Source organism: Methylobacterium sp. HJ2, from assembly GCF_056431005.1.
The window spans coordinates 378,091-404,284 of record NZ_JBWJYM010000001.1; the positions used below are offsets into that span (position 1 = coordinate 378,091).

Annotated in this window: 29 protein-coding genes and 1 tRNA gene; 10 read left to right on the forward strand and 20 right to left on the reverse strand. The window is 71.9% G+C overall.

Going from position 1 to position 26,194, the window contains the following annotated elements; all coding sequences use genetic code 11:
- Nucleotides 1-22 precede the first annotated feature (22 nt).
- From ACS5RC_RS01705 to ACS5RC_RS01735, 7 genes are all read right to left on the reverse strand, one after another.
- Complete coding sequence (locus ACS5RC_RS01705; protein ID WP_478342089.1) at nt 23-595, reverse strand: phage tail tape measure protein; 573 nt, start codon at nt 593-595, stop codon at nt 23-25.
- 78 nt (nt 596-673) lie between these two features.
- Entirely contained in the window at nt 674-886 is a 213-nt protein-coding gene (locus ACS5RC_RS01710; RefSeq protein ID WP_478342090.1) for a phage tail assembly chaperone, read from the reverse strand.
- Nucleotides 883-1,221, reverse strand: coding sequence for a gene transfer agent family protein (locus ACS5RC_RS01715; protein ID WP_478342091.1), 339 nt, complete (start codon nt 1,219-1,221; stop codon nt 883-885). The genes ACS5RC_RS01710 and ACS5RC_RS01715 overlap by 4 nt, the downstream gene beginning before the upstream one ends.
- A 5-nt stretch (nt 1,222-1,226) precedes the next feature.
- Nucleotides 1,227-1,637 carry a phage major tail protein, TP901-1 family gene (locus ACS5RC_RS01720; protein ID WP_478342092.1) on the reverse strand — a complete coding sequence of 137 codons (411 nt, stop codon included), beginning with the start codon at nt 1,635-1,637 and terminating at the stop codon, nt 1,227-1,229.
- A gap of 37 nt (nt 1,638-1,674) precedes the next feature.
- A complete protein-coding gene (gp17, locus tag ACS5RC_RS01725; protein WP_478342093.1) occupies nt 1,675-2,085 on the reverse strand; it encodes a tail completion protein gp17 in 411 nt (136 codons plus the stop codon).
- Complete coding sequence (locus ACS5RC_RS01730; protein WP_478342094.1) at nt 2,082-2,402, reverse strand: head-tail adaptor protein; 321 nt, start codon at nt 2,400-2,402, stop codon at nt 2,082-2,084. The genes gp17 and ACS5RC_RS01730 overlap by 4 nt, the downstream gene beginning before the upstream one ends.
- A 38-nt stretch (nt 2,403-2,440) precedes the next feature.
- Nucleotides 2,441-3,004 carry a head-tail connector protein gene (locus tag ACS5RC_RS01735; protein WP_478342095.1) on the reverse strand — a complete coding sequence of 188 codons (564 nt, stop codon included), beginning with the start codon at nt 3,002-3,004 and terminating at the stop codon, nt 2,441-2,443.
- Nucleotides 3,005-3,045: 41 nt separating this feature from the next.
- Here ACS5RC_RS01735 and ACS5RC_RS01740 point away from each other — a divergent pair, with 41 nt between their 5' ends.
- From ACS5RC_RS01740 to ACS5RC_RS01750, 3 genes are all read left to right on the forward strand, one after another.
- A complete protein-coding gene (locus tag ACS5RC_RS01740; RefSeq protein ID WP_478342096.1) occupies nt 3,046-3,801 on the forward strand; it encodes a trypsin-like serine protease in 756 nt (251 codons plus the stop codon).
- A gap of 99 nt (nt 3,802-3,900) precedes the next feature.
- Nucleotides 3,901-4,755, forward strand: coding sequence for a S1 family peptidase (locus ACS5RC_RS01745; RefSeq protein ID WP_478342097.1), 855 nt, complete (start codon nt 3,901-3,903; stop codon nt 4,753-4,755).
- A 356-nt stretch (nt 4,756-5,111) separates the two neighbouring features.
- Nucleotides 5,112-5,657 (forward strand): PAS domain-containing protein, encoded by a 546-nt coding sequence (locus ACS5RC_RS01750; RefSeq protein ID WP_478342098.1) that lies wholly within the window; start codon nt 5,112-5,114, stop codon nt 5,655-5,657.
- Nucleotides 5,658-5,825: 168 nt separating this feature from the next.
- Here ACS5RC_RS01750 and ACS5RC_RS01755 read toward each other — a convergent pair whose 3' ends face one another.
- Genes ACS5RC_RS01755 through ACS5RC_RS01765 form a run of 3 tightly spaced genes read right to left on the reverse strand, consistent with a single transcriptional unit; the run spans nt 5,826 to nt 8,813 of the window.
- On the reverse strand, nt 5,826-7,145 hold the full coding sequence (locus ACS5RC_RS01755; RefSeq protein WP_478342099.1) for a phage major capsid protein: 1,320 nt from the start codon (nt 7,143-7,145) through the stop codon (nt 5,826-5,828).
- A complete protein-coding gene (locus ACS5RC_RS01760; protein WP_478342100.1) occupies nt 7,142-7,639 on the reverse strand; it encodes an HK97 family phage prohead protease in 498 nt (165 codons plus the stop codon). Before ACS5RC_RS01760 ends, ACS5RC_RS01755 begins: the two co-directional genes overlap by 4 nt.
- Before the next feature lie 13 nt (nt 7,640-7,652).
- On the reverse strand, nt 7,653-8,813 hold the full coding sequence (locus ACS5RC_RS01765; RefSeq protein ID WP_478342101.1) for a phage portal protein: 1,161 nt from the start codon (nt 8,811-8,813) through the stop codon (nt 7,653-7,655).
- A gap of 154 nt (nt 8,814-8,967) precedes the next feature.
- On the opposite strand from ACS5RC_RS01765, the gene ACS5RC_RS01770 reads away from it, so the two are divergent.
- On the forward strand, nt 8,968-9,252 hold the full coding sequence (locus tag ACS5RC_RS01770; protein ID WP_478342102.1) for a hypothetical protein: 285 nt from the start codon (nt 8,968-8,970) through the stop codon (nt 9,250-9,252).
- 118 nt (nt 9,253-9,370) lie between these two features.
- Here ACS5RC_RS01770 and ACS5RC_RS01775 read toward each other — a convergent pair whose 3' ends face one another.
- From ACS5RC_RS01775 to ACS5RC_RS01785, 3 genes are read right to left on the reverse strand one after another with little or no spacing between them, the layout of a single operon-like run.
- Nucleotides 9,371-10,672, reverse strand: coding sequence for a TadE/TadG family type IV pilus assembly protein (locus ACS5RC_RS01775; RefSeq protein WP_478342103.1), 1,302 nt, complete (start codon nt 10,670-10,672; stop codon nt 9,371-9,373).
- A 22-nt stretch (nt 10,673-10,694) separates the two neighbouring features.
- Entirely contained in the window at nt 10,695-11,303 is a 609-nt protein-coding gene (locus ACS5RC_RS01780; RefSeq protein ID WP_478342104.1) for a TadE/TadG family type IV pilus assembly protein, read from the reverse strand.
- A complete protein-coding gene (locus ACS5RC_RS01785; RefSeq protein ID WP_478342105.1) occupies nt 11,300-11,911 on the reverse strand; it encodes a TadE/TadG family type IV pilus assembly protein in 612 nt (203 codons plus the stop codon). Before ACS5RC_RS01785 ends, ACS5RC_RS01780 begins: the two co-directional genes overlap by 4 nt.
- 206 nt (nt 11,912-12,117) lie before the next feature.
- On the opposite strand from ACS5RC_RS01785, the gene ACS5RC_RS01790 reads away from it, so the two are divergent.
- Complete coding sequence (locus tag ACS5RC_RS01790; protein ID WP_478342106.1) at nt 12,118-13,350, forward strand: acyltransferase family protein; 1,233 nt, start codon at nt 12,118-12,120, stop codon at nt 13,348-13,350.
- A 143-nt stretch (nt 13,351-13,493) separates the two neighbouring features.
- Here the strand turns inward: ACS5RC_RS01790 and ACS5RC_RS01795 are convergent, their stop codons facing one another.
- From ACS5RC_RS01795 to ACS5RC_RS01805, 3 genes are all read right to left on the reverse strand, one after another.
- Complete coding sequence (locus ACS5RC_RS01795; protein ID WP_478342643.1) at nt 13,494-13,910, reverse strand: cytochrome P460 family protein; 417 nt, start codon at nt 13,908-13,910, stop codon at nt 13,494-13,496.
- Between the two features lie 416 nt (nt 13,911-14,326).
- Nucleotides 14,327-15,634 carry a DNA-packaging protein gene (locus ACS5RC_RS01800; protein WP_478342644.1) on the reverse strand — a complete coding sequence of 436 codons (1,308 nt, stop codon included), beginning with the start codon at nt 15,632-15,634 and terminating at the stop codon, nt 14,327-14,329.
- On the reverse strand, nt 15,591-16,322 hold the full coding sequence (locus ACS5RC_RS01805) for a hypothetical protein (protein WP_478342107.1): 732 nt from the start codon (nt 16,320-16,322) through the stop codon (nt 15,591-15,593). The genes ACS5RC_RS01800 and ACS5RC_RS01805 overlap by 44 nt, the downstream gene beginning before the upstream one ends.
- 249 nt (nt 16,323-16,571) lie before the next feature.
- On the opposite strand from ACS5RC_RS01805, the gene ACS5RC_RS01810 reads away from it, so the two are divergent.
- Together ACS5RC_RS01810 and ACS5RC_RS01815 are read left to right on the forward strand one after the other, a co-directional pair.
- Nucleotides 16,572-17,615, forward strand: a complete 1,044-nt coding sequence (locus ACS5RC_RS01810) for a PAS domain-containing protein (RefSeq protein WP_478342108.1) — start codon at nt 16,572-16,574, stop codon at nt 17,613-17,615.
- Between the two features lie 70 nt (nt 17,616-17,685).
- Nucleotides 17,686-18,108: a SufE family protein gene (locus ACS5RC_RS01815; RefSeq protein ID WP_478342109.1), complete on the forward strand. Its 423-nt coding sequence runs from the start codon at nt 17,686-17,688 to the stop codon at nt 18,106-18,108.
- A 33-nt stretch (nt 18,109-18,141) separates the two neighbouring features.
- Here ACS5RC_RS01815 and ACS5RC_RS01820 read toward each other — a convergent pair whose 3' ends face one another.
- Nucleotides 18,142-19,068, reverse strand: coding sequence for a DUF6456 domain-containing protein (locus ACS5RC_RS01820; protein ID WP_478342110.1), 927 nt, complete (start codon nt 19,066-19,068; stop codon nt 18,142-18,144).
- A gap of 265 nt (nt 19,069-19,333) precedes the next feature.
- Here ACS5RC_RS01820 and ACS5RC_RS01825 point away from each other — a divergent pair, with 265 nt between their 5' ends.
- Nucleotides 19,334-21,478 (forward strand): S9 family peptidase, encoded by a 2,145-nt coding sequence (locus ACS5RC_RS01825; protein WP_478342111.1) that lies wholly within the window; start codon nt 19,334-19,336, stop codon nt 21,476-21,478.
- A 682-nt stretch (nt 21,479-22,160) separates the two neighbouring features.
- Here the strand turns inward: ACS5RC_RS01825 and ACS5RC_RS01830 are convergent.
- Nucleotides 22,161-23,279, reverse strand: a complete 1,119-nt coding sequence (locus tag ACS5RC_RS01830; RefSeq protein ID WP_478342112.1) for a metallophosphoesterase — start codon at nt 23,277-23,279, stop codon at nt 22,161-22,163.
- A 756-nt stretch (nt 23,280-24,035) separates the two neighbouring features.
- A tRNA-Ser gene (locus ACS5RC_RS01835) sits at nt 24,036-24,125 on the reverse strand.
- Between the two features lie 228 nt (nt 24,126-24,353).
- Here ACS5RC_RS01835 and ACS5RC_RS01840 point away from each other — a divergent pair.
- A complete protein-coding gene (locus ACS5RC_RS01840) occupies nt 24,354-24,482 on the forward strand; it encodes a TFIIS helical bundle-like domain containing protein (protein WP_478342113.1) in 129 nt (42 codons plus the stop codon).
- A gap of 39 nt (nt 24,483-24,521) precedes the next feature.
- On the opposite strand, the gene ACS5RC_RS01845 is transcribed toward ACS5RC_RS01840, so the two are convergent.
- Nucleotides 24,522-25,124 carry an exopolysaccharide biosynthesis protein gene (locus ACS5RC_RS01845; protein WP_478342114.1) on the reverse strand — a complete coding sequence of 201 codons (603 nt, stop codon included), beginning with the start codon at nt 25,122-25,124 and terminating at the stop codon, nt 24,522-24,524.
- Between the two features lie 376 nt (nt 25,125-25,500).
- Between ACS5RC_RS01845 and bcsS the strand changes: the two genes are divergently transcribed.
- Nucleotides 25,501-26,172 (forward strand): cellulose biosynthesis protein BcsS, encoded by a 672-nt coding sequence (gene bcsS, locus ACS5RC_RS01850; RefSeq protein ID WP_478342115.1) that lies wholly within the window; start codon nt 25,501-25,503, stop codon nt 26,170-26,172.
- The last annotated feature ends 22 nt before the right edge of the window (nt 26,173-26,194 follow it).

Below are 26,194 nucleotides of genomic sequence, written 5' to 3' on the forward strand. Positions count from 1 at the left end.
GCGCGGGGGATCCCGCGCCGTCTCAGAGGGCGCGCTGGCCGCGGGCGACGGCCCGGGCAAGCTGGGCGGCGACCTGAGCCTCGGAGCGCCGGAAGGCTGCGGGATCGGGCGTCGCGATGGTGACGGTGACCGAGACCGGCCGCGCCCCCGCGCCCCCGGCGACGCCGAGGCGCCCGTCCGGGCCCCGGCGCAGGGGCAGGATCGCCTCCGGGCCGGCCTCGCCCATCAGCCCGGTGCCGCCCTGCATCGGGAAATAGGTCGGCGCGGCCACGATCCCGCCCGCCGCGAAGGGCCGGACCCGCCCACCCTGGAGCACGCCGCCGCGGGCGAAGCCGGTCTCGGCCCCCCCGCTGCTGAGGAGCCCGTTGACGAGGCCGGTGATGCCGCTGCGCACGGGGCCGAGCGCCGCCTTCACGGCGGCGCCCGCGAGCTTGCTGCCGATCGCGCCGAGCACCCCGTCGAGCTGCCGCCCGCTGCCGACGCCGCCGGCGAGGGCGCTCGACAGGCTGCGGCCGAAGCGCTGGGCGAGGGCGTCGAGGGTGCCGAGCTGCTTGATGCGGGCGGCGTTCGCCCGGTCGAGATCGGTGTCGGCCATGCTGCGCCTCCAGATGTGGCAGGACGATCCCGTCGGGATCGCGGATCCGGGTTCGGCGCGAGCGCCGCCCGGGTCGGATCAGCCGCCGTCCGGATGGGCGGCGATCAGCCGGGCGAGGCCGGCGCGGTCGAGGGCGGGCGCGGGCCGGCGCAGGGCGCCGGCCAGCTCGCGGGGCGTGGCGGCCCAGAAGTCGCGCGGGCGCCAGCGCAGGGTGCCGAGCCCCAGCGCCAGCGCCGCGTCCCACGGGAAGGCGGGCCCCGGGCCCGGCGCGTTCCCGCCCGTGGGGCTCAAGGGCCCGGCCCGGCCTCCCCCGGCTCCGTCTCGCCGAAGGCCGCGGCCATCGCGGCGCCGAGGGCCGCGGTCACGGCCCCGAAGCCGCCGCCGAGCGGCAGGCGCGCCACTGCGCGGTCGTCGAGGTCGTGCCCGCCGCCGCGCAGCGCCGCACCGAGAAGGGCGATCAGGTCGCGGGCGGCGAGCCGCCCGGAGGCGAAGCGGTCGGCGAGCCCGGCGAGATCGCCGGCCTGCAGGGCGTCCTCCAGCTCGGCCAGGGCGCCGAGCGTGAGGCAGAGGGTGAAGCGCTCGCCGCCCAGATCGAGCGGCACCTCGCCGCGGCGTCGGTTCGCCATGACGGTCAGTGCGCCGTGAAGGCGAGGAGGCCCGCCGAATCCAGGCTGATGTCGAAGGTGACCTCGCCCGCATGGTCGCCGCGATATTCCAGCGCCGTGATCTGGAATGGGCCCTCGATCGTGCCGAAGGCCGGGATCACCACCTGGAAGGTCTCGATCAGCCCCTCGAAGAAGAGCTGGCGCAGGCGCAGGTCCGAGACTTGGTCGCGAAACACGCCCGCCCCCGAGATCGCGGCGCGGCGCATCCCGGCGCCCGCCAGCAATTCCCGCCAGCGCCCGGCGGAATCGGCGTTGGTCACGTCGACCGTCTCGGCGTTGAAGGCGATCTGCCGGGCGCGCAGGCCCGCCACCGCCGCGAACCCGCCCGCGCCGTCGCCCGCGCGGATGAGGAGATCCTTGCCTGCCTGGGCCGCCATGTTCGCGCTCCTGTATGATGTGTCCGGGATCTGCGGCTCAGGGCGTCTCGGTGACGGCCCGGAGGGTGAGGACGATGCGGGTCTCGCCGCTGCGGGCGTCCCGCGCCGCCGAGAGGGTCGCGACGCGCAGGCTTACCAGGGTGTGCCCGGCGAGCGCCGGCGGGCGCCCCTCGATCAGGGCGCCCAGGCGGTCGGCGGCGCCGAGCCCGGCGCGGGCCGAGCCGGGGCGCGCCACCAGGACGACGGCGAGGGCGTGCCGGTGGCGCACCGCGCCGTCGACGGAATCGTCGTCGGCCGCGGCCTCGCCGAAGACGGCGTGGACCGGCGGGGCGCCGGGCGGCGGCTCGTCATGGATGCGCGCGCTGCCGCCCATCAGGCGGGCGAGGGGCGCGTCGCCCGCGGCGAGGCCCGCGAGCGCGCTGCGCAGGGCGAGGAGCGGCCCGCTCACCGGAACAGCCCGGCGCCGCGCGCTTCGACGATCTCCGCGACGTCGCAGCGCACGGTGCCGCGCTCGCCCGGCCGCACCGCCCGGATGGCGAAGCGGCGCGGGCCCGCCGCGAGCCGCATCGCCGGGGTCAGGCTGCGCGGCGGCCGGCAGGTGATGCGGTGGGTGACCGCATCCGTCCGCGTGCCGGCCGGCGCGATCGCCCCCGACAGGACCGGGCCCGGGACGTGGCGCCGGAGCAGGCCGCCGAAGCCGTCCGGCGTCTCCACGGGGATCTCGAGCACGAAGCGGCGCTCGGCGGCGGGCGAGGGCTTTCGCATGGCACACTCTTCGGTGGCGATCGGGCGGGGAGGGGGGATCAGAGGCGGAGGCGGCGGAACGGCGCGGCGAGCGCGGCCGGGTCCGGCCCCGGCTCGCCGTCGCCGCGGTGGCGGTAGCGGGCGGCGGCGAGCCGCAGGATCGCGAGGCGCAGCGGCGGCGGCAGCGCCGGGCCGTCGCCGCCGAAACCCGCCGCGACCTCGATCAGGATGCCGCGCCCGGCGGGCTCCGGCACGCCCGGATCGACGATCAGGCAGGGCGCCTCGATCGGGTCTGCGCCGATGCGGAGCAGGCCCGTGTCGAACGGCGTGAGCGTTCCGGTGGCGTCGGCGAGCCCGGCGCGGGTCACGGCGACGAGGGGGCTCAGGGGAAGCGGCAGCACCCGGTCCCGCGGCCAGGCGGGGAGCACGACGCGGAAGCGGGCCGGCTTGAGGATCCGGCGCGTCTCGGTTTCCAGGCTCGCGCGGGCGGCGGCGAGGAGGTCGGCGGCGAGGTCCGCCTCCTCGGGCTCGGCCGGGTCGATCTGGAGGTAGCGGCGCAGCGCCTCCGGGCTCACCGGCTCCGGCGCCTCGACGCCGCCGGCCTCCGCGCGTATCGGGACCATCGCATCCGCTCCTGTCGCACTCGTCCACAAGGGTTTTCTCGATGGCCAAGACCCGGCGCCCGACCCGGCGTCCGACCCGGCGCCTGCCCGCGCTCGCCGCGCTGGCACTCGTCCTCGCGGGCGGTCCGGCGGATGCGGTGGTGGGCGGCGCGGAGGCGCCCGCAGGCGCGGCCGTGATGGTGCTGTCCTCGAACGGCGGCGTGTGCACCGGCATCGTGGTGGCGCCGGACGCGGTCCTCACCGCCGGCCATTGCGCGGCCGGCGGCCTCGAGCAGCGGGTGCATTACCGCGACGCGGCCGGGGAGCCGGTCCTCGTCGAACTCGCGGGCCGTGCGGTCCATCCGGGCTACGATGCGGGCGCCGTCGCGGGCCGCCGCCGCTCGATCGACCTCGCCCTGGTCCGCACCGCGACGCCGCTGCCCGCGCGCTTCCCCCCCGCCACCCTGAGCGCCGCGACGCCGCGGCTCGGCGAGACGCTGGAGCTCGGCGGCTACGGCGCCGCGCGGCCGGGCGATCCGCGCTCCACCGGCACCTTCCGCAGCGTGGCGCTTCCGGTGGTCGAGCCCTTCGGGCCGGGCCGCATCCTGGTCTGGCTCAAGGCCGCATCGGGCAAGGCGGGCGGCTGCGGCGGCGATTCGGGCGGCCCGGTCACGGGCTCCGACGGGGTGGTCGCGCTCGCCGCCTGGATCGGCGGGGCCTGCGGCGGACTCACCCAGGGCGTGCTGCTCGGCCCCCAGCGCGACTGGCTCGACGGCGCGCTCCGGGCCTGGGGGCGCTCCGCCCGCTGGGCCGGCTGAGGCGCGGCCGCGTCGTCGGGGCCGATCGCCCTGCCGGAACCGTAGCTTGGCCGGGGCATTGCCATGCGATAGGCTGCCGCCTGCCACAGGGGATGCTTGATGCCTGCCACCTCACTGCGCGCGCTCGCCTGCGGCGTCCTCCTCGGTCTCGCACCGGTCTCGGCCCAGGCGGTGATCCAGGGTGAGGTCGCGCGCGACCCGAACGGCGCGCGCGCGTTCGTGGTGCGAATCGAGAGCACCCAGGGCGAGATCTGCTCGGGCACCCTGATCGCCCCCGATCTCGTGCTGACCGCGGCGCACTGCGTCATGCATCAGGCCGGCTACAACGTGATCGCGGTGGATCGCGGCTTCCGGCAGCGCCGGCTCCCCGTCGTCGCCGCCTCCATGCATCCCGACTTCGTGCCCGGCACCACGCCCGAGGACCAGCCGGGCGTCGACCTCGCGCTGCTCAAGCTGTCCCAGCCGCTCGGCGCCGACTTCGCGCCCCTCGATCCGCGCGGCGGCGGCACAATCGACACCGGCGCCGCGGTGGACATCGCCGGGTTCGGCGTCGTCGCCGAGAACCGGCGCGAGACGGCGCGCACCCTGCGGCAGGCCCACCTCGTCGCGCTCGGCTCCCTCCAGGTCGCCAACCGCGTGACCGTGGTGACCGACCGGCGGCGCTTCGCCGAGACGGTGGGTGCCGGCGCCTGCCTCGGCGATTCCGGCGGACCGATCCTCGGCGGCGGCCCCGGCGGCTACCGCATCCTCGGCGTGGTGAGCTGGTCGAGCGGCGCGCTGCAGCAGAACACCCGGCGCCGCACGGCCTGCGGCGGCTTCACCGCCGTCACCCCCGTGGCCGAGCATGCCGGCTGGATCGCGGCCCGGGCGGCCGAGCTGTCCCAGTTTCCGGTCGCCGCGGCCCAGGCGGGCGGGCGCACCGACTGGATGGCCCGCCCCGGCCGTCGGCGCTGACGCGATTCCCGCCGCAGCCCTGCACGAATCGGTTTCCCGGCGGCACCCGCGCGGATTGCACCCGACATGTAACGCGCGGGTGCAATCCCCTGAAGCGGAGCGTTTTTTCCGGTCCTGTCCTCACTCATGTTAAGCCTCTTCAGCGCGAATATGGCTGGCCGGTAGGCTTCTGAAGCCGATCCTGGACTGAAGGGTCCTTGTGAAGACTTGCCAATGGCCTCATCATGGCCACTCCGCGCCGTTCGGGGGATGCGGACAACTCGAATGGTCGTTTGTCCCGCGACATGGCACGTGCTTCCGACAACCCGCATCTGGCACCGCCGGGCCCGCCCGGCTCCACCGACGAAGATGGATGCGTGACGGATCGCTTCCTTCTGCCCGCACTCGAGGCGGCCGGCTTCATCGGCACCTGGGAGACGGACGTCGCGCTCGGCCGCTCGATCCTGGATGGCGGCGCCGCCGCCCTGATGGCGGGGGATCGCGCGCTCGCCGGCAAGCCCCTGACCCTCGACGTCGCCCTCGGGCGGATCCACCCCGATGACCGGGACTGGGTGTTCGAGCAGATCCGCCGCGCCCGCGAGGATGGCGGCCCGTTCACGGCGGAGTTCCGGGTCTGCACCGAATCCGGCACGGTGCGCTGGGTGCTCAACCAGGGCCGCCTGCCCCTGGCGAGCGCGGGCGGCCACGGCTACGGCACCTATATCGACACCACCCACCGCCACGTGACCCCCCCGTGGCACGAGCCGTCCTGGGCGAAGCCCGACTACCTGGAGATCGCGGCCGACCATTGCATCGCCGCCCGCGAGGCGATCGACCGCAGCGGGAAGCCCCTCCTGCGCCTGCTGATCGACGCGCTGCTGCTCGAGATCGGCCGCATGCTGGTGCGCCGCCGCTCGCACTGAGCTCGCCGAGGTTTCGTCGGTCCCGCCCGGTGCGGGCGAGGGTGTCCCGAATTCGCCGACGGAGCCCGCGCGTGTCCCACCCCCGCAGAGGGGGAGGGATGAATCTGTGCCGTCCGGGGTATTCCCGGGACGGGGCGCCGCGCGGCCCGATCGCCGCGCGGCCGGGGATCAGGCGAATTTCAGCAGCTTGATCGCCGCGAAGTCCTGCACCCCGCCGCCGACGCGCTTGGTCGTGTAGAACAGCACGTAGGGCTTGGCCGAGTAGGGATCGCGCAGCACCCGCAGCCCGGCGCGGTCGACCACGAGGTAGCCGCGCCGGAAATCGCCGAAGGCCACCGCGAGGCTGCCCGCCGCGATGTCGGGCATCGCCTCCGCCTCGGTGACGGGGAAGCCCATCAGGGTCGCGGGCCGGTCGGCGGAGGCCGGCGGCTGCCAGAGGTAGTTGCCCTCCCCGTCCTTGAACTTGCGGATCGTGCTCTGGCTGTGCCGGTTCATCACGAAGCCGGCATTCTGGCGATAGGCGCTCTTGAGGGCGTAGATCAGGTCGACGAGCACGTCCGAGGGGTTGGCGCCCGGAAAGGCGCCCGCCGCCCCGGTGGCGACGAAGCCGAGCTTGTCCGGGGTCCAGGCCGCGTTCGCCACGGTGTCGTAGGCGAGGAAGCCCCGCGGGCGGCTCACCCCGTTGCCGGTTACGAAAGCCGCGCCTTCCTGCTCGCTGAAGGCGGTCTCCACCTCGTCGGCGAGCCACGCGTCGATGTCGACCACGGCGTCGTCCAGCAGCGTCTGGGTCGCGGCCGGCATGGCGTAGAGCTCCATCGCCGGGAAGGCGATCTCGGCGAGCGCCGGGCCCGCGGTCTCGGGGCGCGGCGCGGTCTCGGCGACCCAGCCCGCGGCGGGCGCGCCGGTGGCGACCGCCCGCTTGTACTGGCCGCCCGAGATGGTGCGCTGCCCCGCGATGGCGCGGATCGGCGAGAGCTCGGAGAGCCGGCGCAGCACCTCGCGCTCGACCGTCTCCGGCACGAGGTAGCCGCCGTCCGGCCCCGATCCGGCCGACAGCGACTTGGCCTCAAGCGCCTTCAGGCCGGTGCTCTCGCCGGCCCGGACGTAGAGATCGAAGGCGGCCTTGTGCTCCTGCGCCCCCGCATCGGCCACCGGCTCGCGGCCGATCAGCGGCGGGCGCGCCCGGTCGAGGGTGAGGCGGTCGAGGCGGCTGCGGGCCTGGTCGAGCGCCGCGTCGATGCGGGCGAGTTTCTCCTCGGTCAGGGGATCGGTCTCGATCCTTCGCTCGATCTGGCCGAGGCGGGTGTCGTTCGTCGCCTTGAAGGCCTCGAAGGCGTGGCCGAGATCGTCCAGCGCCGCCCGCGTCTCCGGCCCCGGCAGGCCGGCCTTGGTGTCGTAGGGCGCCTCGAAGGCCTTGGTCTCGAAAGTCTTGGTCTCGAAGGCCTTGGTCTCGAAGGTGGCGCCGCCCTGGCTGATCTGCTCGTTCATGCTCGTGCTCCGATGGGGGTGGCGGGCGCGATCCGCCGGGCGAGGTCGCGCATCTGGGCGGCGAGCGGCGCGGTGACGCGCGCGCCCGGCTGCAACGGGAAGGTGACGAGGGAGATCTCCCAGAGGTCGAGCGCCGTCAGGTGCCGGTAGCCGGCCCGGTCGGGCGTGGCGGCGAGCGTCCGGAAGCCGATCGAGAGCCCGTCGACGCCGCCCGAGGCGAGGAGCGCGGCGAGCTCGCGGGCGCGCCGCACCGCGAGGTCGAGCCGGCCCGCCACGCGCAGGCCGCGGGCATCCTCGCGGATCTCGAGCCAGCTCCCGATCGGCTCGGCCGGATCGTGCTGCCAGAGCATCCGGATCCCCGCGGGGCCCCGGCGGGCGAGACTCGCCGCGAAGGCGCCGGGTCGCACCACGTCGCGGCCGAGATCGGGCTCGCCGAACAGGCTGGCGTAGCCGGTGAAATGGCCGGCCGTGCCGGCATCGGGTCGGGCGCTCACGGGATCGGCCTCCTCACGGTTCGAAGCCCACGGCCTCGCGCTTCTCGGCGCGGGTGAGGAAATCGGCGGCCTGCACCCGGCGCCAGAGGGATTCGCGCTCGTCGGCCAGCGCCTCGATCCGGTCGAGGTCGGGCTCCAGCGTCGCCGCCCCGAGGGCGGGGCCGAGCCAGTGGGCGAGGCTCTCGGCCGTGCGCCGCACCAGCGGGATCAGGGTCTGGCGATAGAAGGCGCGGTTGGCCTCGGCGTAGTTGGCGTGGGTGTTGTCGCCCGGCAGGCCGAGGAGAAGGGGCGGCACCCCGAAGGCCAGCGCGATCTCGCGGGCCGCCGCGTGCTTGGCCTCGACGAAATCCATCTCGCGGGGCGAGAGCGCGAGCGGGCGCCAGTCGAGCCCGCCCTCGAGGAGGAGCGGCCGGCCGGCATTGCCGGCGCCCTGGTAGTTCGCCTCCAGCTCGCCCTTCAGGCGCAGGAACTGCGCCTCGCTGAGATGGGCGCCGCCGCCGAAGATCAGCGCGCCCGAGGGGCGCGCGGCGTTGTCGAGGAGGGCCTTGTTCCAGGCGCCCGCCGCGTTGTGGATGTCGAGCGCGCTCGCCGCCGCCTCGATCGGGGCGAGGCCGAGCCGGTCGTCCTCCGGGTGGAACAGGGCGAGGTGCAGGATCGGCGGCACGAGGCCGCTCTGATCGTAGCGCCGCGCGCGGCTGCCGGTGCCGTAGAGGTAGGCGGCGGCCCATCCGTCCGGTCCCGGCACCAGCCGCATCCGCTCGGGCCGCAGGGCGAACAGCTCGCGGGGCACCGCGTCGAGGCTCACCGCTTCCAGGTAGGCGTTCCCGGCGAGCATCAGGTTGGCGTAGAGCGTCTCGAGGAGCCGCGTGCCGCCCTCGCGCGGGTTCGGCCGGGCAAGCAGCGCGGCGAGCGCCGCGCCGCCCGCGCCCGCCGGCACCAGCGGCACGCTCGCGGCGCCTTCCGCGACGAGCCGCACGGCGCGGTGGACCACGGCGTTGCGGCCGTAGCCGGCCCGCGCCAGGGCGCCGGTCTCCCGCGGCGTCCAGACCGCGCGCCCGTCTCCGTACAGGGCGAAGCCCGGTCCGGTCAGGGACGCCGCCTTGGCGCCCGGCCGGGGCGTGTCGGCCGGGCGATAGCCGGCGGCCCGGGCCAGCCGGGTGAGCAGGGTGGGCATGATGTCCTCACGGGATGGCGGTGTGCAGATGCGAAGGGTCGGGCGGGGCGCGGCGCGCCGGAGCCGCTCGGGCGGGCGTGAGGGGCTTTTTGCGCTGCGGCAGGGATCCTTTGCGCGCAACCGAAGTTGCCCCCCGACAACGGAAGGACTTCCCATGCGCACGCTCATTGTCGCCGCCGTCGCGGCGGCGCTCGCCACGCCCGCTCTCGCCCAGGTCCTCGACACGCCGGCCGCACCGGCCATCGTGGCGCCGGGCCCCGCCACCACCGGCGGCGTGCTCGCGCCGCAGCCCGGTTCGACGGGCGAGCCGGGCGCGCTCAACTACTCGCCGACCGGCCAGCCGGCGGACGTGATCTCCACGGATTCGGCGGCGGCCGGCAATGCCGGTCAGCCCTCGCGGGTCGCGCCGCAGGGCGGCGGCGGCGGCGGCAGCCGCTGAACTTGCGGCGTCGGTTCGCTCCGCGCAGGGGCGGGCCGGAGCGGCCAGGACGGGGAACGGCCGCCGACGGGCCCGTCGGCGGCCGGTTGCGTGCGGGCTCCCGCGGCGCGGGCCCGGCTCAGTTCGTGATCCGCACCGAGGCCACGGAGGCCGAGAACAGTTTCAGCATCGCCGCCGTGATGTCGCCGCCCGAGGCGACCGGGAAATAGAGGCCGTCGCTCGCGCAGGCCTGGAGCGAGGGGCCGATCTTGCTCTCGTAGGGCTTCACCCAGGAATTGTAGAACCCGTTCGAGTAGAGCGGCAGGTACTGGGTGTAGATGATCCCGATGCGGACGTTGTTGCTCTTCAGCGCGCTGCAGGTCGCCGGGCTGATCGGCCCGATGAAGCGGTTCGACTGGTACTGGAACCCGGGATTCGGGCTCGTGATGCTGCCGCTCGTATCTTGCACCCCGTCGGTGACGAGGAACAGGAAGCGGATCGGCGCGCTGGCCGTGATGCCGTTCCCGCTCGGTGGGATGACGGCGTTCATCCTGGCGATCGCCCGCTCGAAATCGGTCTGGTTGTCGGCCTCGTTCCGGTAGGCGTAGGCGATGTCGATCGCGCCGGCCGCCCCGCTGATCTGGCTCAGCGTCGGGGTCATCGCCTGCAGGCGGGTCTGGGACGTGGAATCGTTGAAGGTCCACATCTCCATCTGGTATTGCTGCGGCAGGGTCGCGGCCTGGGTGGCGCTGTCGACCAGCGCCGTGACGGCCTCCCGCAGCACCTCGATGCGCAGCTTGATGTTGTTGGCCTTGGCGATGTGGTAATTGTCGTTCAGGTTGTCGCCGGTGACGTTGCCGCTGCTGTCGAAGGTGTGCTGGTGGCAGGCGAAGGCGCAGCCGCCGGTGACGCGCTGCATGTTGGTCACGTCGGCATCCGTCGCGGCGAGCCCCATCGAGGGCGACGTGTCGAGCAGCAGGTAGTAGTTGACGTATTGCGTCACGTTGCGCGCGCTTGAGGACGTGCCGGCGATGCCGAGATTGGCGACCCGCATCAGGCTGCCGAGCGTCGTCCGCACCGTCGCGGTGTAGGTGGCCGACAGGGTGAGGTCGGTCGACGTGACGACCGGGCTCGCGGTGAAGCCCGTGACCGTCACCCCCGGCACCTTGGCGGCCTCGGCCCGGAACTGCGTCTCGAGGTTCGCGATGTTCGTGGCCGAGACGGTGTTCGACTTCTGGCTCGTCACCGCGAGCACGGCCCCGTCGAGGGCCGCGTCGAGCTGCGCCTTGGCGGCGTTGCGCCGGCCGTAATCGATCGCCGCGCCCGCCGCGAACAGGATCGGGATCGCCATCAGCCCGAAGGTGATCGCGACCTGGCCCGTGCGGGCGCGCCGGAAGCGCGCGGCGCGGCGCAGCAGGCGGCTGCCGGTGGGTCTGATCACGCTGGAAGCTCCCGCTGCCGCATCAGTTGAAGACCGGGCAGGCGCTGCCGCCCGGCATGACGATCTCGGTGGAGGCGCGCTGGGCCCAGGGGATCTGGCGGGCGAAGGTCAGGCCGCGCGCGCCGAAGATCCAGCGGTACAGGCTGCTGCCCAGCAGCGGCGTGTAGGCGAGGGTCACCTCGGCCAGGACGTAGCGGGCGCCGTCGTACTGATAGGTGGCGGGCGTCGGCGGCAGGCCGGTCGAGCCGTTGCGGGTGAGGGCCGCACGCGGGGTGCCGTTCTGCTGCCAGCTGGAGCAGACGCCGCCCACGAGGGTGCCGTTGACCGCCTCGACGCCCATGGCGTTGACCACGATCTGCAGGCCCGACACGTCGAGCGGGCGCAGGATCGCCCCCGCCGCGTTGGCGATGGCCGTCATCTCGGTCGCCGAGGGCTTCGGGTTGTCGGCCCGGCCCGACAGGTCGGCGAGCGTCCGGGCGAACAGCGTCAGCTTGCGGCTGACATCGGCGGCCCGCGTCATCTCGACGAGGCCGAAATACAGCGTCATCAGGACCGGGAGCACGAAGGCGAACTCGACCGCGGCGATGCCGCGCCGGTCGGTCCGGAAGGCGCGGATGGGGCGGCGCGTCACGAGCAGACCGCCTGCGTGTAGGGCTCGACCTTGAACACGGCCGCGGCCTGCAGGACGCGGCGCCGGCTCGGCAGGCTCGCCGCCGTCGATCCGAGCAGCGGGAAGAAGACCGGCACGTCGACGGCCGCCTGCACCACCATGATGGCGGAGGCGCCGCCGCACTTGTAGCTCTGGAAGCTCGGGTTCCAGTCGCTGGCGCCCTGGGCGTTCGTCGCGGTGGGCGCCACCGGCGCCGCGTTCGAGAAGGTGTCCGCCTGGGTGACGCTGACGCGCACGCTGTCGCAGGGGAAGATCGTCAGGCGGGGCGTCCCGGCCGGCGTGGTGCAGACCGCCTTCTTGAAGCTATCGATCAGCGTCGCCCCGTCGGAGACGCGGGCATTCGCAGCCTGGAACTTGCCCGTGTAGATCTGCCGGCCGGCCTCGGTGACGGCCTGCTGAAGGATCTCCTGCTCCCAGTACACGATGCCGGCCTCCAGGCAGGCGCAGATCAGCGCCAGGAAGGGCAAGCCGAGCAGGCCGAACTCGACGGCCGTCGCCCCGCGCCGGTCCGCCAGGAAGCGGGCCGGGCCCCCGTCGGGGCGCGGCGTGGGAGGTCTGCGAAACCGCATGCCCATGAGCGTCTTTGCCAGGCCGACCGGGAGCGCCTTCGCCGATAGGGGTGCCGGTTCGGCGCGAGGCAGCACAGCGTCGCAAGGGTCCGGAGACGTGCCCGCTCGCAACGCGATCGGGAGCGGCCCTAGCCTTGGATCGATCCGTTGGATAACCGACGGACCTTTCGGTTTTCTTGCGCCGATCTTGGAAAATCTACGCTGGGTTGTCCCGCATCGGTGCCCAGCCCGCGCTGCGCGGGCCCCGTGTCGGGGCCCAGCGTGGCCGCGCGGCCCTCGTGGACGGGCGCCCGGCAGGCTATGGAGCGGACGCCGGCGGCCCGCGCGCCGTCGGCGACAGGCCGGAGCGGGACCCGGAGACCGATGCCCTCGTGAGCGCGCAGCTTCCCTCGGACGGAGCGATCCGCCGCCACAACAACATCGGCTCCCTGCGGCTGCTGTTCGCCGCCCTGGTGATCGTCGCCCACTCGCCCGAGCTGATCGACGGCGACCGGGCGCGCGAGCCGCTGACGCGCCTGTTCGGCACCCTCTCGTTCGGGGAGGTCGCGGTCGACGGGTTCTTCCTGATCAGCGGCTACCTGATCACCCGCAGCGTCCGCAGCACCCGCTCGACCGGCGCCTACCTGGCGCGCCGGGCGCTGCGGATCTGGCCCGGCTTCGTCGTCGCCTTCCTGGTCTCTCTCCTGGTCGTCGGGCCGCTGGCGGGCGGCGACCTCGCGCGCGTCGCCTGGGCCGAAGCGCTCGTGCGCCTCGCCGCACTCGCCGGGCCGGCGCTCCCGGGCGCCTTCGCGGATCTGCCCTATCCGGTCCTGAACGGGGCGATGTGGACGATCCCCTACGAGTTCCGCTGCTACCTGCTGGCCATCCTGACGGGGGCGCTCGCGGCCCGCGGCCGACGGGCGGGCTACGCCGCCCTGCTCGTCGCCCTCGCGCTGCTCTACGCCGTCCACGACCTCGTGCCGGACGTGCCCCGCCTCGCCACCCTGCTCGGCCGCTCGGGCGAGACGATCCGCCTGACCGCCGTGTTCTGCGTCGGCGGCGCCTTCGAGGTCTGGCGCGACCGTATCCGCTACACCGGCCGCGGCGCGCTCCTCGCCGCGCTCGCCCTGGCGGCGCTGATGTTCAGCCCGCGCCTCGCCGAGCCCGCCGTCGCGCTCCTGGGCGGCTACCTGATCTTCTGGTACGCCTTCGCCCGCCCGGCCACGCGCCTCAGCCGCCTGACCGACCGCAGCGACCCGTCCTACGGCCTCTATCTCTACGCCTGGCCGGTGCAGAGCCTCGCGATCCTCTGGATTCCCGGCATCGGACCCTGGGGCGTCACCGCGATCGCCCTGCCGGTCGCCCTCCTGCTCGGCCTGGCGAGCTGGCACGCCGTCGAGCAGCCGGCCCTGCGCTGGAAGGCCGGCCTCGCCGGAGCCCGTTGGCCGGGGCGGGCCTGAGGCGACCTCGGCGGGCCGCGACCCTCACCCCGCTCGGACACACCGTCTCCCGAGCCGTGCCTCTGTCCGAGCGGGGTGGGATGCCGACCCCGGCTCGTCACCCGACGGCCGATGCCCGTCGCGTTCCAGGCCCAGGCACGCCCTCAGGGCGTGTAATGCGTGAAGACGAAATCGTCGCCCGTCGGCGCCCGGGCGTGGCAGGGCGCGCAAGTTCGCATCAGGGCGTCGCTGCGGTTCGCCCTGCCGCCTTCGAACTGGCCATAGCCCCAGCCGCCGGTCTCGGCGTATCGCGTCGCGTCCTTGACGCTGATCTGCACGTTCGTGGGCGCGCCCGGAACGAAGGATTGTTCCTGGCCGAAGATCGCGTTGTTCTCGTCCGAGGGCACGTACGTGTAGGCCAGCCGCGCGATCACCGCGCCATCAGGGAAGGGGCGCGTTCCGTCCCGGTAGGCCCGCACGGCGATGTCGTTGCCCAGGACGGCGCGGATGTCGTTGAGGCTGCCGGCTTCGTGCGCCATGCTGATCAGCCGCCAATCGCGGTACCCGGCCGGTAGCCTCACGCCGAAGAGCGGGGAGCCGTCGTCATCGGCACCCCCGGCGGGGGCTGGCAGGAGGGCGAGCGCGCACGCGGCCGCCAATGACCACGCAGGTATCCTTTCCATGGCCTGTCTCCGTCGGATCGGTGCGGGCGTCTCTGTCCACCGTCAATGGCCTCGGCCACGCGCGCATCGGGGCGCACGCGCTGCGGGTCGCCGCGCGAGAGGTGTCGGCCGGCGCGGGCCGACGCTGAGACGCGTCTCTCGCGACCGTCGGCCGTCCAAGGGCGTCTCCCATCCCGCCGAAGCAGGCCAACCGTCGTCTCCCCGATCCGCGTGGACGCTCCCGGGTTGCGGCATCGCGCGCCTGCCGATCTTCCGACAGCCTGAGACGTGTCGCAAGCTGTCCAGCGCTCGGCCCGGCGGACCGCGCTCCGGGGCTACAACCGCCGGATCCGCGGCTCCCCCTCGCCGTCCAGCATCAGCGCGGTCAGCGCCCAGACCAGCGCATCGAGCCGGTCCGGCGAGGCGCCGCCGCTCAGGCCACCGGGGCCGAAATCGCAGAGCTCGTCCTCCAGGGCCGGGAACGCGCCGACATGATGGATCCGGCCCTGCGCGTAGAGCAGGGAGACCGGCTCCGCGCGCAGGAACTTGCCCCGGGTGGCGCGCACCGGCGTCACGGGCACGGCCGGGTCGCATTGGCGCAGCACGGCCGCCGCCATCTCGCCGCCCTGGTTGACCTCGACCACGAGGGCGTCGGCCGCGAGCCGGTGGTAGAGCGCGAGGGCCGCCCCCGCCCAGGCCTCCGGCGCGGCGCGGGCGAGGCTCGCATCGGCGAGCACGTAGCCCGCCGCGCCCCGCACGCCCGCCGCGACGATGCCGCAGGCATCCGAGCGCGCGCCCGAGGAGGCCGGCGGATCGACCGCCACGACGATCCGGGCGAGATCGGCGGGCGCCGCCGCGACGCGGGCCGCCTCGAGACCGGCCCGGGTCCAGAGCGCGTCCGGCCGGTCCTCGATCAGCTCGCCGTCGAGTTCCTGGCGCCCCAGCCGGGTGCCGGCGTAGCGCCCGACCACCGCGTCGAGGAAGCTCGGCGCGAGATAGGCGGCGTTGTCGGCCGTGCGGGCCCGGCTCACCACCGTGCGGGGATCGGCGAGCAGGCGCCGGATCAGCGGGATCGGCCGCGGCGTCGTGGTGACGAGATTGCGCGGATGCGCGCCGAGCCGAAGGCCGAATTGCAGCATGTCGAAGGCGGCCTCGGGGTGGCGCCACTTCGCCGCCTCGTCGCACCAGGCCGCTCCGAATTGCGGGCCGCGCAGGGAATCGGGCTCCTCCGACGAGAAGGCGCTCGCCACCGCGCCGTTCGGCCAGGTCAACCGGCGCCGGCTCGGCTGCCATCGGGGCCGGCGCCCCCGCTCCGGGATGCCGAGCAGGCCCGAGGGACCCTCGATCATCACGTCGCGCACGTCCGCGTAGGTTTCGCCGACCAGGGCGATCTGCGCCACCACCCCGGCGGTGAAGGCCGGGTCGCCGCGGGCCAGCGCATCGACCCATTCCGCCCCCGTGCGCGTCTTGCCGCTGCCCCGGCCGCCGATCACCGCCCAGGTCGTCCAGCGATCGGGGCCCGCCCCGCAGGCGGGATCGGGGCAGGCGGCCCCGCCGGGGCAGGGGGGCAGCTGGTCGGGCCGCGCCTGGATCAGCCAGTCACGGGCCAGCGCCCGGATGAGGCGCGGCGGCAGCCGCTCCAGCGCCCCCGGCAGGTCCGGGCCGGGGCTCGCCGCCAAGGCGGCGCGCGATCTCCGCGCGCAGGGCGGGGATGTCGTCGGATCCGGGCGCGTCGGCACCGGACGGGTCGGGCAGGCCATCCGCATCCTCCCGCTCCGGGCCGCGCTCGTCCGTGAGTTCGTCGAGAAGCCGCTTCAGGCCGCCGAGGTCGCGCAGCACCCGGGCCGAATCGATCACGGCCGGGCCGTCGCCCTTCAGCGCGGCGTCGAACCCCGCGATCTGCCGGGCGATGTGCCCGCGCAGGGCCGCCCGCAGAGCCGGGCCGTCCGCCGCGCCCGCCGCATCGAGGGGCAGCGGATCCGCCGCGCGCGTCGCGGCGGAGGGGCGCCGCAGGGTCAGGCCGCAGGCCCGGAAGAAGGCGCTGGCCGAGAGGCGGGCGACCCCGATCGCCTCGGCGATGTCCTGCGGGCTGTTGCGCGGTTCGTAGTAGAGCCGGGCCACAGCCTCGCGGCGGGACAGGGGCCAGTTGGCCGGGCTGAGCTTCGGCAGGTTGCGCGGCTTGCGCCAGCCGGCGCGGGCGTTCCAGCTTCGGATCGTCTGGGCCGGGATGCCGAGCGTCCGGCCGATCTCCACCATCGGGATCGCCGTCTCGCGCAGGAGGCGGTCGGCCTCCGCGCGCTGCTCCGGCGTGTAGGCGCTCTCCCGCACCATCGCCGGCCCCTCGTCACACTTCTGGAGAATGCCTGTACCCTAACCGAGGAGCGCGCCGCTGTCAAGGACCATATTCATGTTCTAGGCGAAAAAGCTGGCTCCTCGCGCGCCCGCGTGCGGGCGCGGGCGACGACCAGAGGTTTCCCGGCGATCGGACGACGGATCGGAACGGGGGTCGTTCCCGGCACGTTGACCGGCGCCCTTCTTGCGCGCATCAGCCGGGGCCTTGACGTCCGAGTCGGGAGCAGCATGACCGCGGAGACACCATCGGATGGGGAGGAGACCGGCGCCGGCCCCGTCGGGCTGAGCGACAGCTTCCGCCAATTCGCCGATTCGGTGCCGCTGATGATGTGGCGCTCCGATACCGAGGGGCGGGCGATCCACCACAACGAGTGCTGGCTCGAATTCACCGGGCGCCCGCTCGAGGAGGAGCTCGCCGTCGGCTGGCGGCGCGGCCTGCACCCGGACGATTTCGAGCGCCACGCCCGCATCGTGTCGGAGGCCTTCGCGGCGCGCGCGCCCTTCACGGTGGAGTTCCGCCTGCGCCGCCACGACGGGGCCTATCGCTGGCTCCTCGACACCGCGCGCCCGCTGACCGAGGACGGCCGCTTCCAGGGCTATCTCGGCTCCTGCTTCGACATCACCGACCGCAAGCACGCCGAGGAGCATATCGAGCACGCGCTCGCCGAGAAGGAGGCGCTGCTCGCCGAGGTCTATCACCGGGTCCGCAACAACCTGCAGGTGATGGTGAGCCTGATCGGGCTCTACGGCCGGGCCGCGCCCGAGCTCTGCCGCGGCAGCTTCGAGGCGCTGGGCCAGCGCGTCCGGGCGATCGCCCTGGTGCAGCAGCACCTGCACGAGGCGCCCCACATCGCCTCCATCGACCTCAGAGACTACCTCCACCGCCTCGCCTCCGGCCTTGGCCAATTGCGGAGAGCGGGCCGGATCGGCGTGAGCGTTACGGGCACCGGCACCGGCTTGGTAGAGCCGCGCACCGCCAACGCACTCGGCATGATCGTGGCCGAGATCGTGGCCGAGTGCCTCGATGCGACAGCGGAATCTGTCGCTTGCGGCATCGCTATCGATATCCAAGCGGCGGCAGGCGCGCCTGTGCGCCTTGCCATCGTTTCCGGGGCAAGCGACATGGCAGAGGCCGGACGCCCCAACATCCCGAAGCTCGGTCCACGCCTGATCGCTGCTTACGCTGCTCAGGCCGAGATCGCCGTCACCGGTGCCGCGACAGCGCAGGACCCGCTCCTGCTCCACCTCCCTGAGACGCGTGCGACGCTGTAGGCCGGTTCGCATCGCGGGCAGGCGCGGCCTATATCGGCCGCGACACCCCCTCGAGCCCACGTTGCCCCCCATGCTGCCCCCGATCGAGACCATCATCGAGAATTTCGAGTTCATCGACGACTGGGAAGAGCGCTACCGCTATCTGATCGAGCTCGGGCGCACGCTGCCGCCGGCGGACACCGCGCTCCACGCTGAGGCCAACAGGGTGCAGGGCTGCGCCAGTCAAGTCTGGTTCGACATGGAACTCGACCGGTCCGCCGCGGAGCCGCGTCTGCACCTGCGCGGCGACAGTGACGCCCATATCGTGCGCGGCCTCGTCGCCCTGATGATCGCGCTGTTCGACGGTAAGACCCCGCGGGACGCGGCCGAGACCGACGCCTTCGCTCTCTACACGCGGCTTGGCCTCGGCGAGCATCTCACGCCGCAGCGCTCGAACGGTGTCCGGGCTATGGCGGATCGGATCCACCGTGATGCCGTCAGGTTCTCAACCTAACCGACGCGGTGCGCGGTCGCCGTATTGCGGGCCTCAAGCCTGGGCCCGCCAAAGGCGCATCCGAACCCGCTCCGGACCGGATACCTGACTCTGCAGGCCGTAATGCCCGGCTAGACGATCGAGTGCGATGCGCGCCACCACCTTAGCCGAGCGCGCCGGCCAGCGCCGCTCCGTCTCGATGCGCTCGAGGCCTTTGACGTAGCCGCAGAGGTCGATCAGCAGGTTCGCAAGGTCCCCGCCCACGGCGTCCAGCGCCGCCTCGACGCGCTGGCGAGCGGCCAGCACCGTATCTGAGGCGGAAGCGGGATCGCTTGGGCCCGACCCATCCACGCGCTCCGTGCCCCACCTCACGCCCATCCGCGGCGTCATTCGGGCCGTGGCGATTTCGCGGCGCAGGCGTTCGCCCGCTTCGACCGCGGCGGCGTCGAGGAACGGCCGCCCCGTCGCGTCGCGCCGCCGCGACATCCAGGCGATCGGGCTTTCGGACAGGTCGTGCAGGCGAGCGCCGTCGCTCGTTGCCGTGAGGGCCAAGTCGAGATGCTGAGCAAGGTAGGGCTCCGGCTTGCCCGCCAGCCGGCACAACCGGGCCCGGCCGGCAGCGCTGATGGTGAGGCGGCTTTGCGGGCCGGCCGCGCGCTCGGCGAGGTCCGCCCGGACGAGAGTCTCACCCGCCCAACCGGGATAGCGGCCGGATCCGAGCGAAATGCCCGTCCCGATCCGCACGATTAAGACGTCGTCGTCGGTAGGGTCGCGGAAGGCGTAGGCGCCCTCGGGAGCGAGTGCCGCGAGGAGGCGCTGGACCTGCCGGTCGGCCGGGTGATCATTGGCCCTATCGTTCACACCCCCATCCACTGCCTTGTCATGCGCCGTTTTGCCGACTTTGCCAGCCGCCTCACGGGAGGCTCGAGCAGGCCGCTTCACCGGAAGAGTGGGTCGATCAATGGAGCGTCGCACGTTCATGTTTTGTTCCAGATTGGAGGCAAGCGCTGCCACTCAAGGTAACGGACAATAATCCTCTGTAAAGACTTGACGCATCCATCGCTGTGGAGCGTGACGGTCGCCGGTTGGTTGTGAACGTCGGGAACCGGCTCGGTTCAACGAAACCTGAGCGATCTTTACCCCGCGCCACGAAGAGCCAGCACGCAGTTCGGATTGTCGCGGTGGCCTTGTCCCCCACGCTCGACACGTGCAGGTGTCAGTTCGTCCCGGACGAGGATTTGGCGCGATGGCCTCAGAACGAACCGCATTTCCCCGGCGCTCCGATGCGCCCGTCGCTGCCGTCCGGCCTCACGCTTACAAAGTCCACGGCCGTGCCCTCAACGACGACTACGCCTGGTTGAAGGCGGAGAACTGGCAAGAGGTCTTGAAGGACCCGGCCGTCCTGCCCACCGAAATCGGCGCGTACCTGCGGGCCGAGAACACCTATGCGGAAGCGATGCTCGCTGGAGTGGCGGAGCTGCGCAAAGTCCTCGTGACCGAGATGCGTGGGCGCATCCGCGAGGACGACAGCGGCGTGCCAGACCCGGACGGACCTTTTGCGTATTACACCCGCCACCGCGAGGGTGGCCAGCACCCTTTGGTTTGCCGACGGCCACGCAACCCTAATCCCCTAGCAGGCGCGCCCGACGATCTCGGTGACCCGGAGCGAGAAGCAATCCTGATCGACGGCGACCGGGAAGGAGAGGGGCTGGCCTTCTTCGAGATCGCCGCGGCGGTGCATTCCGACGATCACGGCCGTCTCGCATGGAGCGCCGACACCAAGGGCTCCGAGCTCTACACGATCCGCGTCCGCGACCTCGCCACGGGCGAGGACTTGGCGGACCGCGTCGAGGCGACCTCCGGCGAGGCAATCTGGGCGGCCGACGGCGCCAGCTTCTGGTACGTCGCGGTCGACGCCAACCACCGGCCTGCGCGGGTGATGCGCCACCGGGTCGGCACGGACCCATCCGACGACCAGACGGTCTACACCGAGCGCGATCCCGGCTTCTTCGTTCATATCGGCGAGACTCAATCCGGTGCCTACTTGGCGATCACCGCGAGCGACCACGAGACCTCGGAGGTGCACCTGCTCGACCGCACCGCGCCGGACACGGCGCTGCGCACGGTGCAACCCCGCGAGGCCCTGCTGATCTACTCGGTCGAGCATCGTGGCGACCGGCTCTTCATCCTGACGAACGCCGACGGTGCCGAGGACTTCAAGATCGTCACCGCCTCCCTCGACGCCCCCGGCCGGGCGCAGTGGCGGGACCTCGTGCCCCATCGGGCCGGCGTGATGATCCGCCACCTGCACCTGCTTGAGGGGCATCTCGTCCGCCTGGAGATCGAGAACGCGCGCCCGCGCATCATCGTGCGCGACCTCGCCTCGGACGAGGAGCATGCCGTTGCCTTCGCCGAGGAGGCCTACTCGCTGGGCCTGCAATCGGGCCACGCCTTTGCCACCCGCACGATCCGCTTCGTATATTCCTCCATGACGACGCCAGCGGAGACTTGGGATTACGATTGCGGTACCCGCGCGCGGACCCTGCGCAAACGCCAGACCGTGCCGAGCGGCCACGACCCGGCGGCCTACGTCACACGCCGCCTATTCGCGACCGCGCCCGATGGCGAGAGCGTACCGATCTCGCTCCTCCATCGGCGTGACCTCCCGCTCGACGGCACGGCGCCCCTGCTGCTTTACGGCTACGGCTCCTACGGGACGCTGATGCCGGCCGCCTTCCGCACCAATCTGCTCTCCCTCGTCGACCGTGGCTTCGTCTATGCCATCGCGCATGTTCGTGGCGGGACCGAGAAGGGCTGGCGCTGGTACCTCGACGGCAAGCGCGAGAAGAAGCCCAACACCTTCACGGACTTCGTGGCCTGCGCGCACGCCCTCATCGAGGCCCGCTACACCGCCGCGGGCCACATCGTTGCCCACGGTGGCAGTGCGGGCGGGATGCTGATGGGGGCGGTGGCCAACCTCGCGCCCGATCTCTTCGCGGGCATCGTCGCCGACGTCCCCTTCGTCGACGTGCTCAACACGATGCTCGACGGCGACCTGCCGCTCACGCCGCCCGAATGGCCCGAATGGGGCAATCCGGCAGAGAGCGTGGAAGCCTTCGAGAGCATTCTTGCCTACTCGCCCTACGAGAACGTGGTCGCGCGGGCCTATCCGGCGATCCTGGCGCTTGGGGGTCTCACAGATCCGCGGGTCACCTACTGGGAGCCGGCCAAGTGGGTGGCGCGCCTGCGCGCGACCATGACCGGGGGCGGGCCTGTGATGCTGCGGATCAACATGGAGGCTGGACATGGCGGCGCCGCCGGCCGCTTCGACCGCCTCGAGGAGGTCGCTCTAATCTACGCCTTCGCCCTCCTGGCGGTCGGGAAAGCCTGACGTCTGATACCGACCGCCGAACCCACCCTCATCGCGTCGATGCCGGGGAGCGCTGCGACGGCAATGTGGGTTGATGCTTCGAGGACCCCTAGGTGTCTGGCCGATCCTGCCTTCGGAACCGGCGGCCTGTTCACAACCACCGCGATCCGGCGATCGCGCGAGGCCGGATCCAGCTGCCGGATCGTCGAGAGCGGGAGCGTGGACCGCGTCCGATAGGTCATGCCTCATGAAGTTCGGCGGAAGACCACCGCTCCTCTGTTTTGCGGGCAGACCGGGATGAGGCAGGCCCATCGAGGCTTGGTATTCGAGGTGCCGGCTCGCAGTGGCGAACGGGCGCCTCTCGCCGGGCAGGTCGTGGCTCGGGTGGATGCATCGTTTGGGATCGGCCCAAGCCCGCATCCTTGGGCCGAGAGGTCCTGGACCTCGTCCTCGGGGTCGGCTCTGGAGGACTGGACGACGCTGCAATTGGACGCCGGTCACACGGTGATGAGATCTCGCCGATCGAAGGCGTGCGACGGTTGGGCTTCAGCAGGACTCGGACGGACAATCGCCGCCGCCCGCTCTCGTTCGACCATCGATCTCGCGTCCCTGTCTCTGGGGGCTTCTGCGGACGTTGATGCCGATACAAGCCACATGCGATCCGACAGCGCTCTGTCCCGACCGTCCGATCCGGAGCCCGGGATCATGACGCGGTCCGCAAGGTGAGCCGCGTCAACTCGGACGGGCGCCCGAGTCGAAGGGCGAAGCCGGGCCACAGGGCGGTGCCGTTGCTGACATAGAGGTGCATGGCCCCGACCCGGTAGGCACCGGAGACGAAGCCGGTGTTGGCGCGCGCCACCAGCCGGTCCAGGCCCCAGATCATGCCGCCATGCGTATGCCCCGAGAGCTGTAATCTCACGCCGCGCGCGGCTGCCCGCGCGGCATTCGCCGGCTGATGGTCTAGCAGCACAACCGGTGCGCCCGCCGGCGCACCCGCCAGGGCGGCGTCGAGGTCGGGCCCCGGGTGGCCGGTGGCGGGCGCGGAACGATCGGTCACCCCCGCCAGCACCAGGGCAGCGCCGTCGCGCCGCAGGATCGTATGGGCATTGGCCAGAACGCGAAACCCGAGCCCCGCCAGATGGCGCATCCAGGCATCATGGTCGAAGAAGTACTCGTGGTTGCCAGGCACGGCCCAGACGCCGTCCCGCGCGCGCAAGGCGCCCAGGGGCTCGACGTCGATCCGTCGAGCCGCGAGCGAACCGTCGATGAAATCGCCCGTCACGACGATCAGGCTGGCGCCCAGCGCGTTGGCCCGAGAGACGACGGTTCGTGCCCACGCGGCCGGGAACAGGCGGCTGATGTGCAGATCGGTCAGGTGCAGGATCGTGTAGCCGTCGAACCCGGAGGGCAGGTCCGTGATCGCGATGGTGACGTCCTTCAGCGGCGGCACCCGCACGGCCTGCTTGACGGCGACGGCTGCTAGGAGCGTGGCCGCGATTGCTGCCGCGTAGCGCCAGCCGATGGGGATGGTCCAGCCCGCCCCGGGCAGCACCAGGATCGCGAGCGATGCCACGTCGAGCACGAGGAGCATGGCCGCGGCCAGCGCTATTGCGCCGAACACCCCGTTGAACAGAATCACCAATGGACGGGGAAATTCGGGCGCGAAGACCGACCCTGACGAGAGTCGGCTCCACAGGTGGTATTGGGAGGCACTCAGAAGGACGGCGGCAAGGCTCAGCTTAAGCGCCAGCGGCCACGGCAGGGGCCAGACGATCCGCGCGACGACATAAAGAGCGGGCAGGCTTAGGATCAATCGGATCATGGCCTACCACATGGACCCGACGCCGACCGAAAGGCAAAGCTCGCACTTTCATCTCCGGGGGGGGGCAAGCCGCCCAAGCCTCGCGGCGGTCGGCGCGGGGCGGCCCGATCCGACACCACCGGCGCTGCCTCCCCAAGCGATCGATCCGACTTCGACCAAATTGTGGGCGCGTGATGTTGTCCATCGCGCCGCGCAATTGGTGTCTGCGAGCGCACGTAGGGTGTTGATCACAACGTTTCAGTCAGGGATTGCGAGATCACGAAGCTCTTCCGGGCGTTGACCGAGGCGTCGGTCCGGTGAGAGCGCATTCTCGCGAGCGTCCGCGGCGAGGGGCTCCACCGATGCCGCTTGGATCGCCGTCCAAATCGGCCTGTGTGACATCGGCCACTGCATCGCGGATATCGGCCGGCGCGGAGATGCCTCGACCGACCCCATCCGCGGGTGGCGAAGGCGCGATCCCGCTGCCGGTCACGAGCGTTCTGTCCGCCCTCCTCAACTGGCCTGGCGGGTCGGCGATGACGAGTGCGATTGCGCGCTCCGTCCCAGAACTGGCCCGCCTTTCGCCGCGCTGACCCTCGTGATCGTCCGTGTCGCACCCGGCCGAACCATTGCGCCGTCGCCGCGGACTCAAGGCCAATGGTCTAGGCGGCCCGCCGTGCCCTCGGGAGGCCCCCCAACTTGCACCACACGTTTCGGCGACACCGTCGTCGATCGCTGCTGCCACGCTGAACGATTTAACGTGTTGGATTTATGCTCTGGCGGAGGGAGCGGGATTCGAACCCGCGATACCGTTTCCGGTATACACACTTTCCAGGCGTGCGCCTTCAACCACTCGGCCACCCCTCCAGACCTCGGTACCGGACCGGCGCAGCACATGGGAATGGCCGCGCGGACGTGTTCGGACTGAAGTCGGGGTGCTGTACCCGTGGCGCATGCGCGGCGCAAGGCGCATCGGGGATTTTGGGCGCGAACGGCGAGGGCCTGTGGCCGGCTTGGTCGGAACGGCGCTGGGCTTCACTCGTTGATGAGGACAAGCTGCGCCATAGTCCCACCCCTGCGCGAGAGGAGAGTTCCATGAGCCTGATCGGACGCATCGTCACCAAGCTTCTTGGCAACGAAGACCGGACAGTCATCCGCGACGACCGCAACGCCAGCTCGAGCACACCGCTTGGTCGGCTCGTGACGAAGATCCTGCGCAAGTAGCAGTCCTGCTGTACCGCGCCCGCAGTCGCGGGCCGGTCCCTACAGGTTGAGCAGGCTTCGGATCCCGGAGAAGATCGCGTAGACGAAACCGGCGTTCAGGGCGACGCCGATCGTACCGATCGCCAAGCCAGCCATCACGACGATGCCATCACGCTCGACCAGGCCGAGCCCGACGAGGCAGACGGCCAACCCGAGCGGGATCTGGCCGATGATCGGCGCCGCAACGATGAGGGCGACTGCCAGGGTCAGCAGAACGAGTCCCATGCCCCGCATGCCCAGCGCACTCTCGAAGACGCCGACGCGCGGGCGGGACCACCGCTCAAGGCGCTGAAGAACTGGCACGGCGCGCTTTACCGCTCTCTGGACGTCCTGCCGTGCGATCGAGCGTCCCAGGAGTCGGCGTGGGAGCCACGGCGCCGACATGCCGGCTGCGATCTGGGCGGCGACCAGCAGCAGCAGCAGACCGCACACCAGCGGTATGGGCGGCGGCATGGGCAGGCAATTCGGCAAGCCGAGCAGGACGACCAGGAGCGCGAAAGCTCGGTCGCGCAACACCGCGACGATATCGCCGACGGTCAGTCTCTCGCTGTCCTGATTGGCCAGGACCGTGAGCACCTCGGACGTTCGTGCACCGGAATACAAGGGTCGACCGCTCTTCGCTGTCCCGGCGCGGCTCTAGCCGAGTTCCGGTCGGCAGCCAAGCATCGTGGCGATCACGGCACCCTTGCGAGCGCCGGCATGGCACGGTCGGCAAAGCGATTCGTCACGTCGTCAGGCACACCTGAGGATGTCTCATGCGGCGCATTTGTTGATCTCAGGTTTACGAACGCGGCGCCGTTTTCGTTCGGGGTTCTTCTTTGTTTACAGAATAAGATCTAGGCTTATCATGACGATCATGGGCTGTACCGTAGTTGTTGCGGCTGAAACCTAGCACAATTTCCGGTGTGGATTTCGTCTTTTGCGAGAATATTGGTGCAGACATAAAAACCTGTGGTTGCCAAGCGCGATTGCATTGGCGATGGCGGGGAACATTCGCCCGGTTATGGCTGGAGACTGGGACACGGTTCTCTTCGGAAGCCTTGATGCCGGCGCCGCGACCTTCCTGACGATGGGTGCGAAAACTGCTCCGACCGGTCTCAACGCAGACGGCCTCGTCTTCATGGTCAGCGGCGGTTCCGGACGGCGCGAGGAGCGCAGTGTGTGCGGCTGCACACGCGCGCTCGTCACGCGCACACGGACCACGATGCTGGGCGCAGCCGTCGCGGGTTACCAGTGGGTCTCGGATTGGGGTGTGACGGCTTTGTTCGCTGGGCCGGAGGGCGCGATCGAGGCGCTGTCCGGACTGGACGGGACCGCATTGCTTCCGGGGCGCTGGGGTGTTCGCCTTCAGGGCGAGATCTGGGCACGACCTACCACGGCGACGCTGCTGCAGGGTACGGCGATCCTCGGATTCGCCCGGGATAGCCTGTGGGCACGCCTCGGATGGGGCTGGCAGGTCTGGGACACGTATCTGGGACCGGAACTCAGCCTTTACGCGGACCGCACCGGATATCGGAAATGGAACGTCGGCCTGCATGCCACGGATTTCGCGATCGGGACCTTCAACTTCCGCGTCTCGGCCGGCCTGCAGCTGGAACTCGGCCGTTCTCCGGGACCCTACCTGTCCGTGGTTCTCTGGACGTCGTTGTGACGGCTGCACGGCAGGCCGCTCC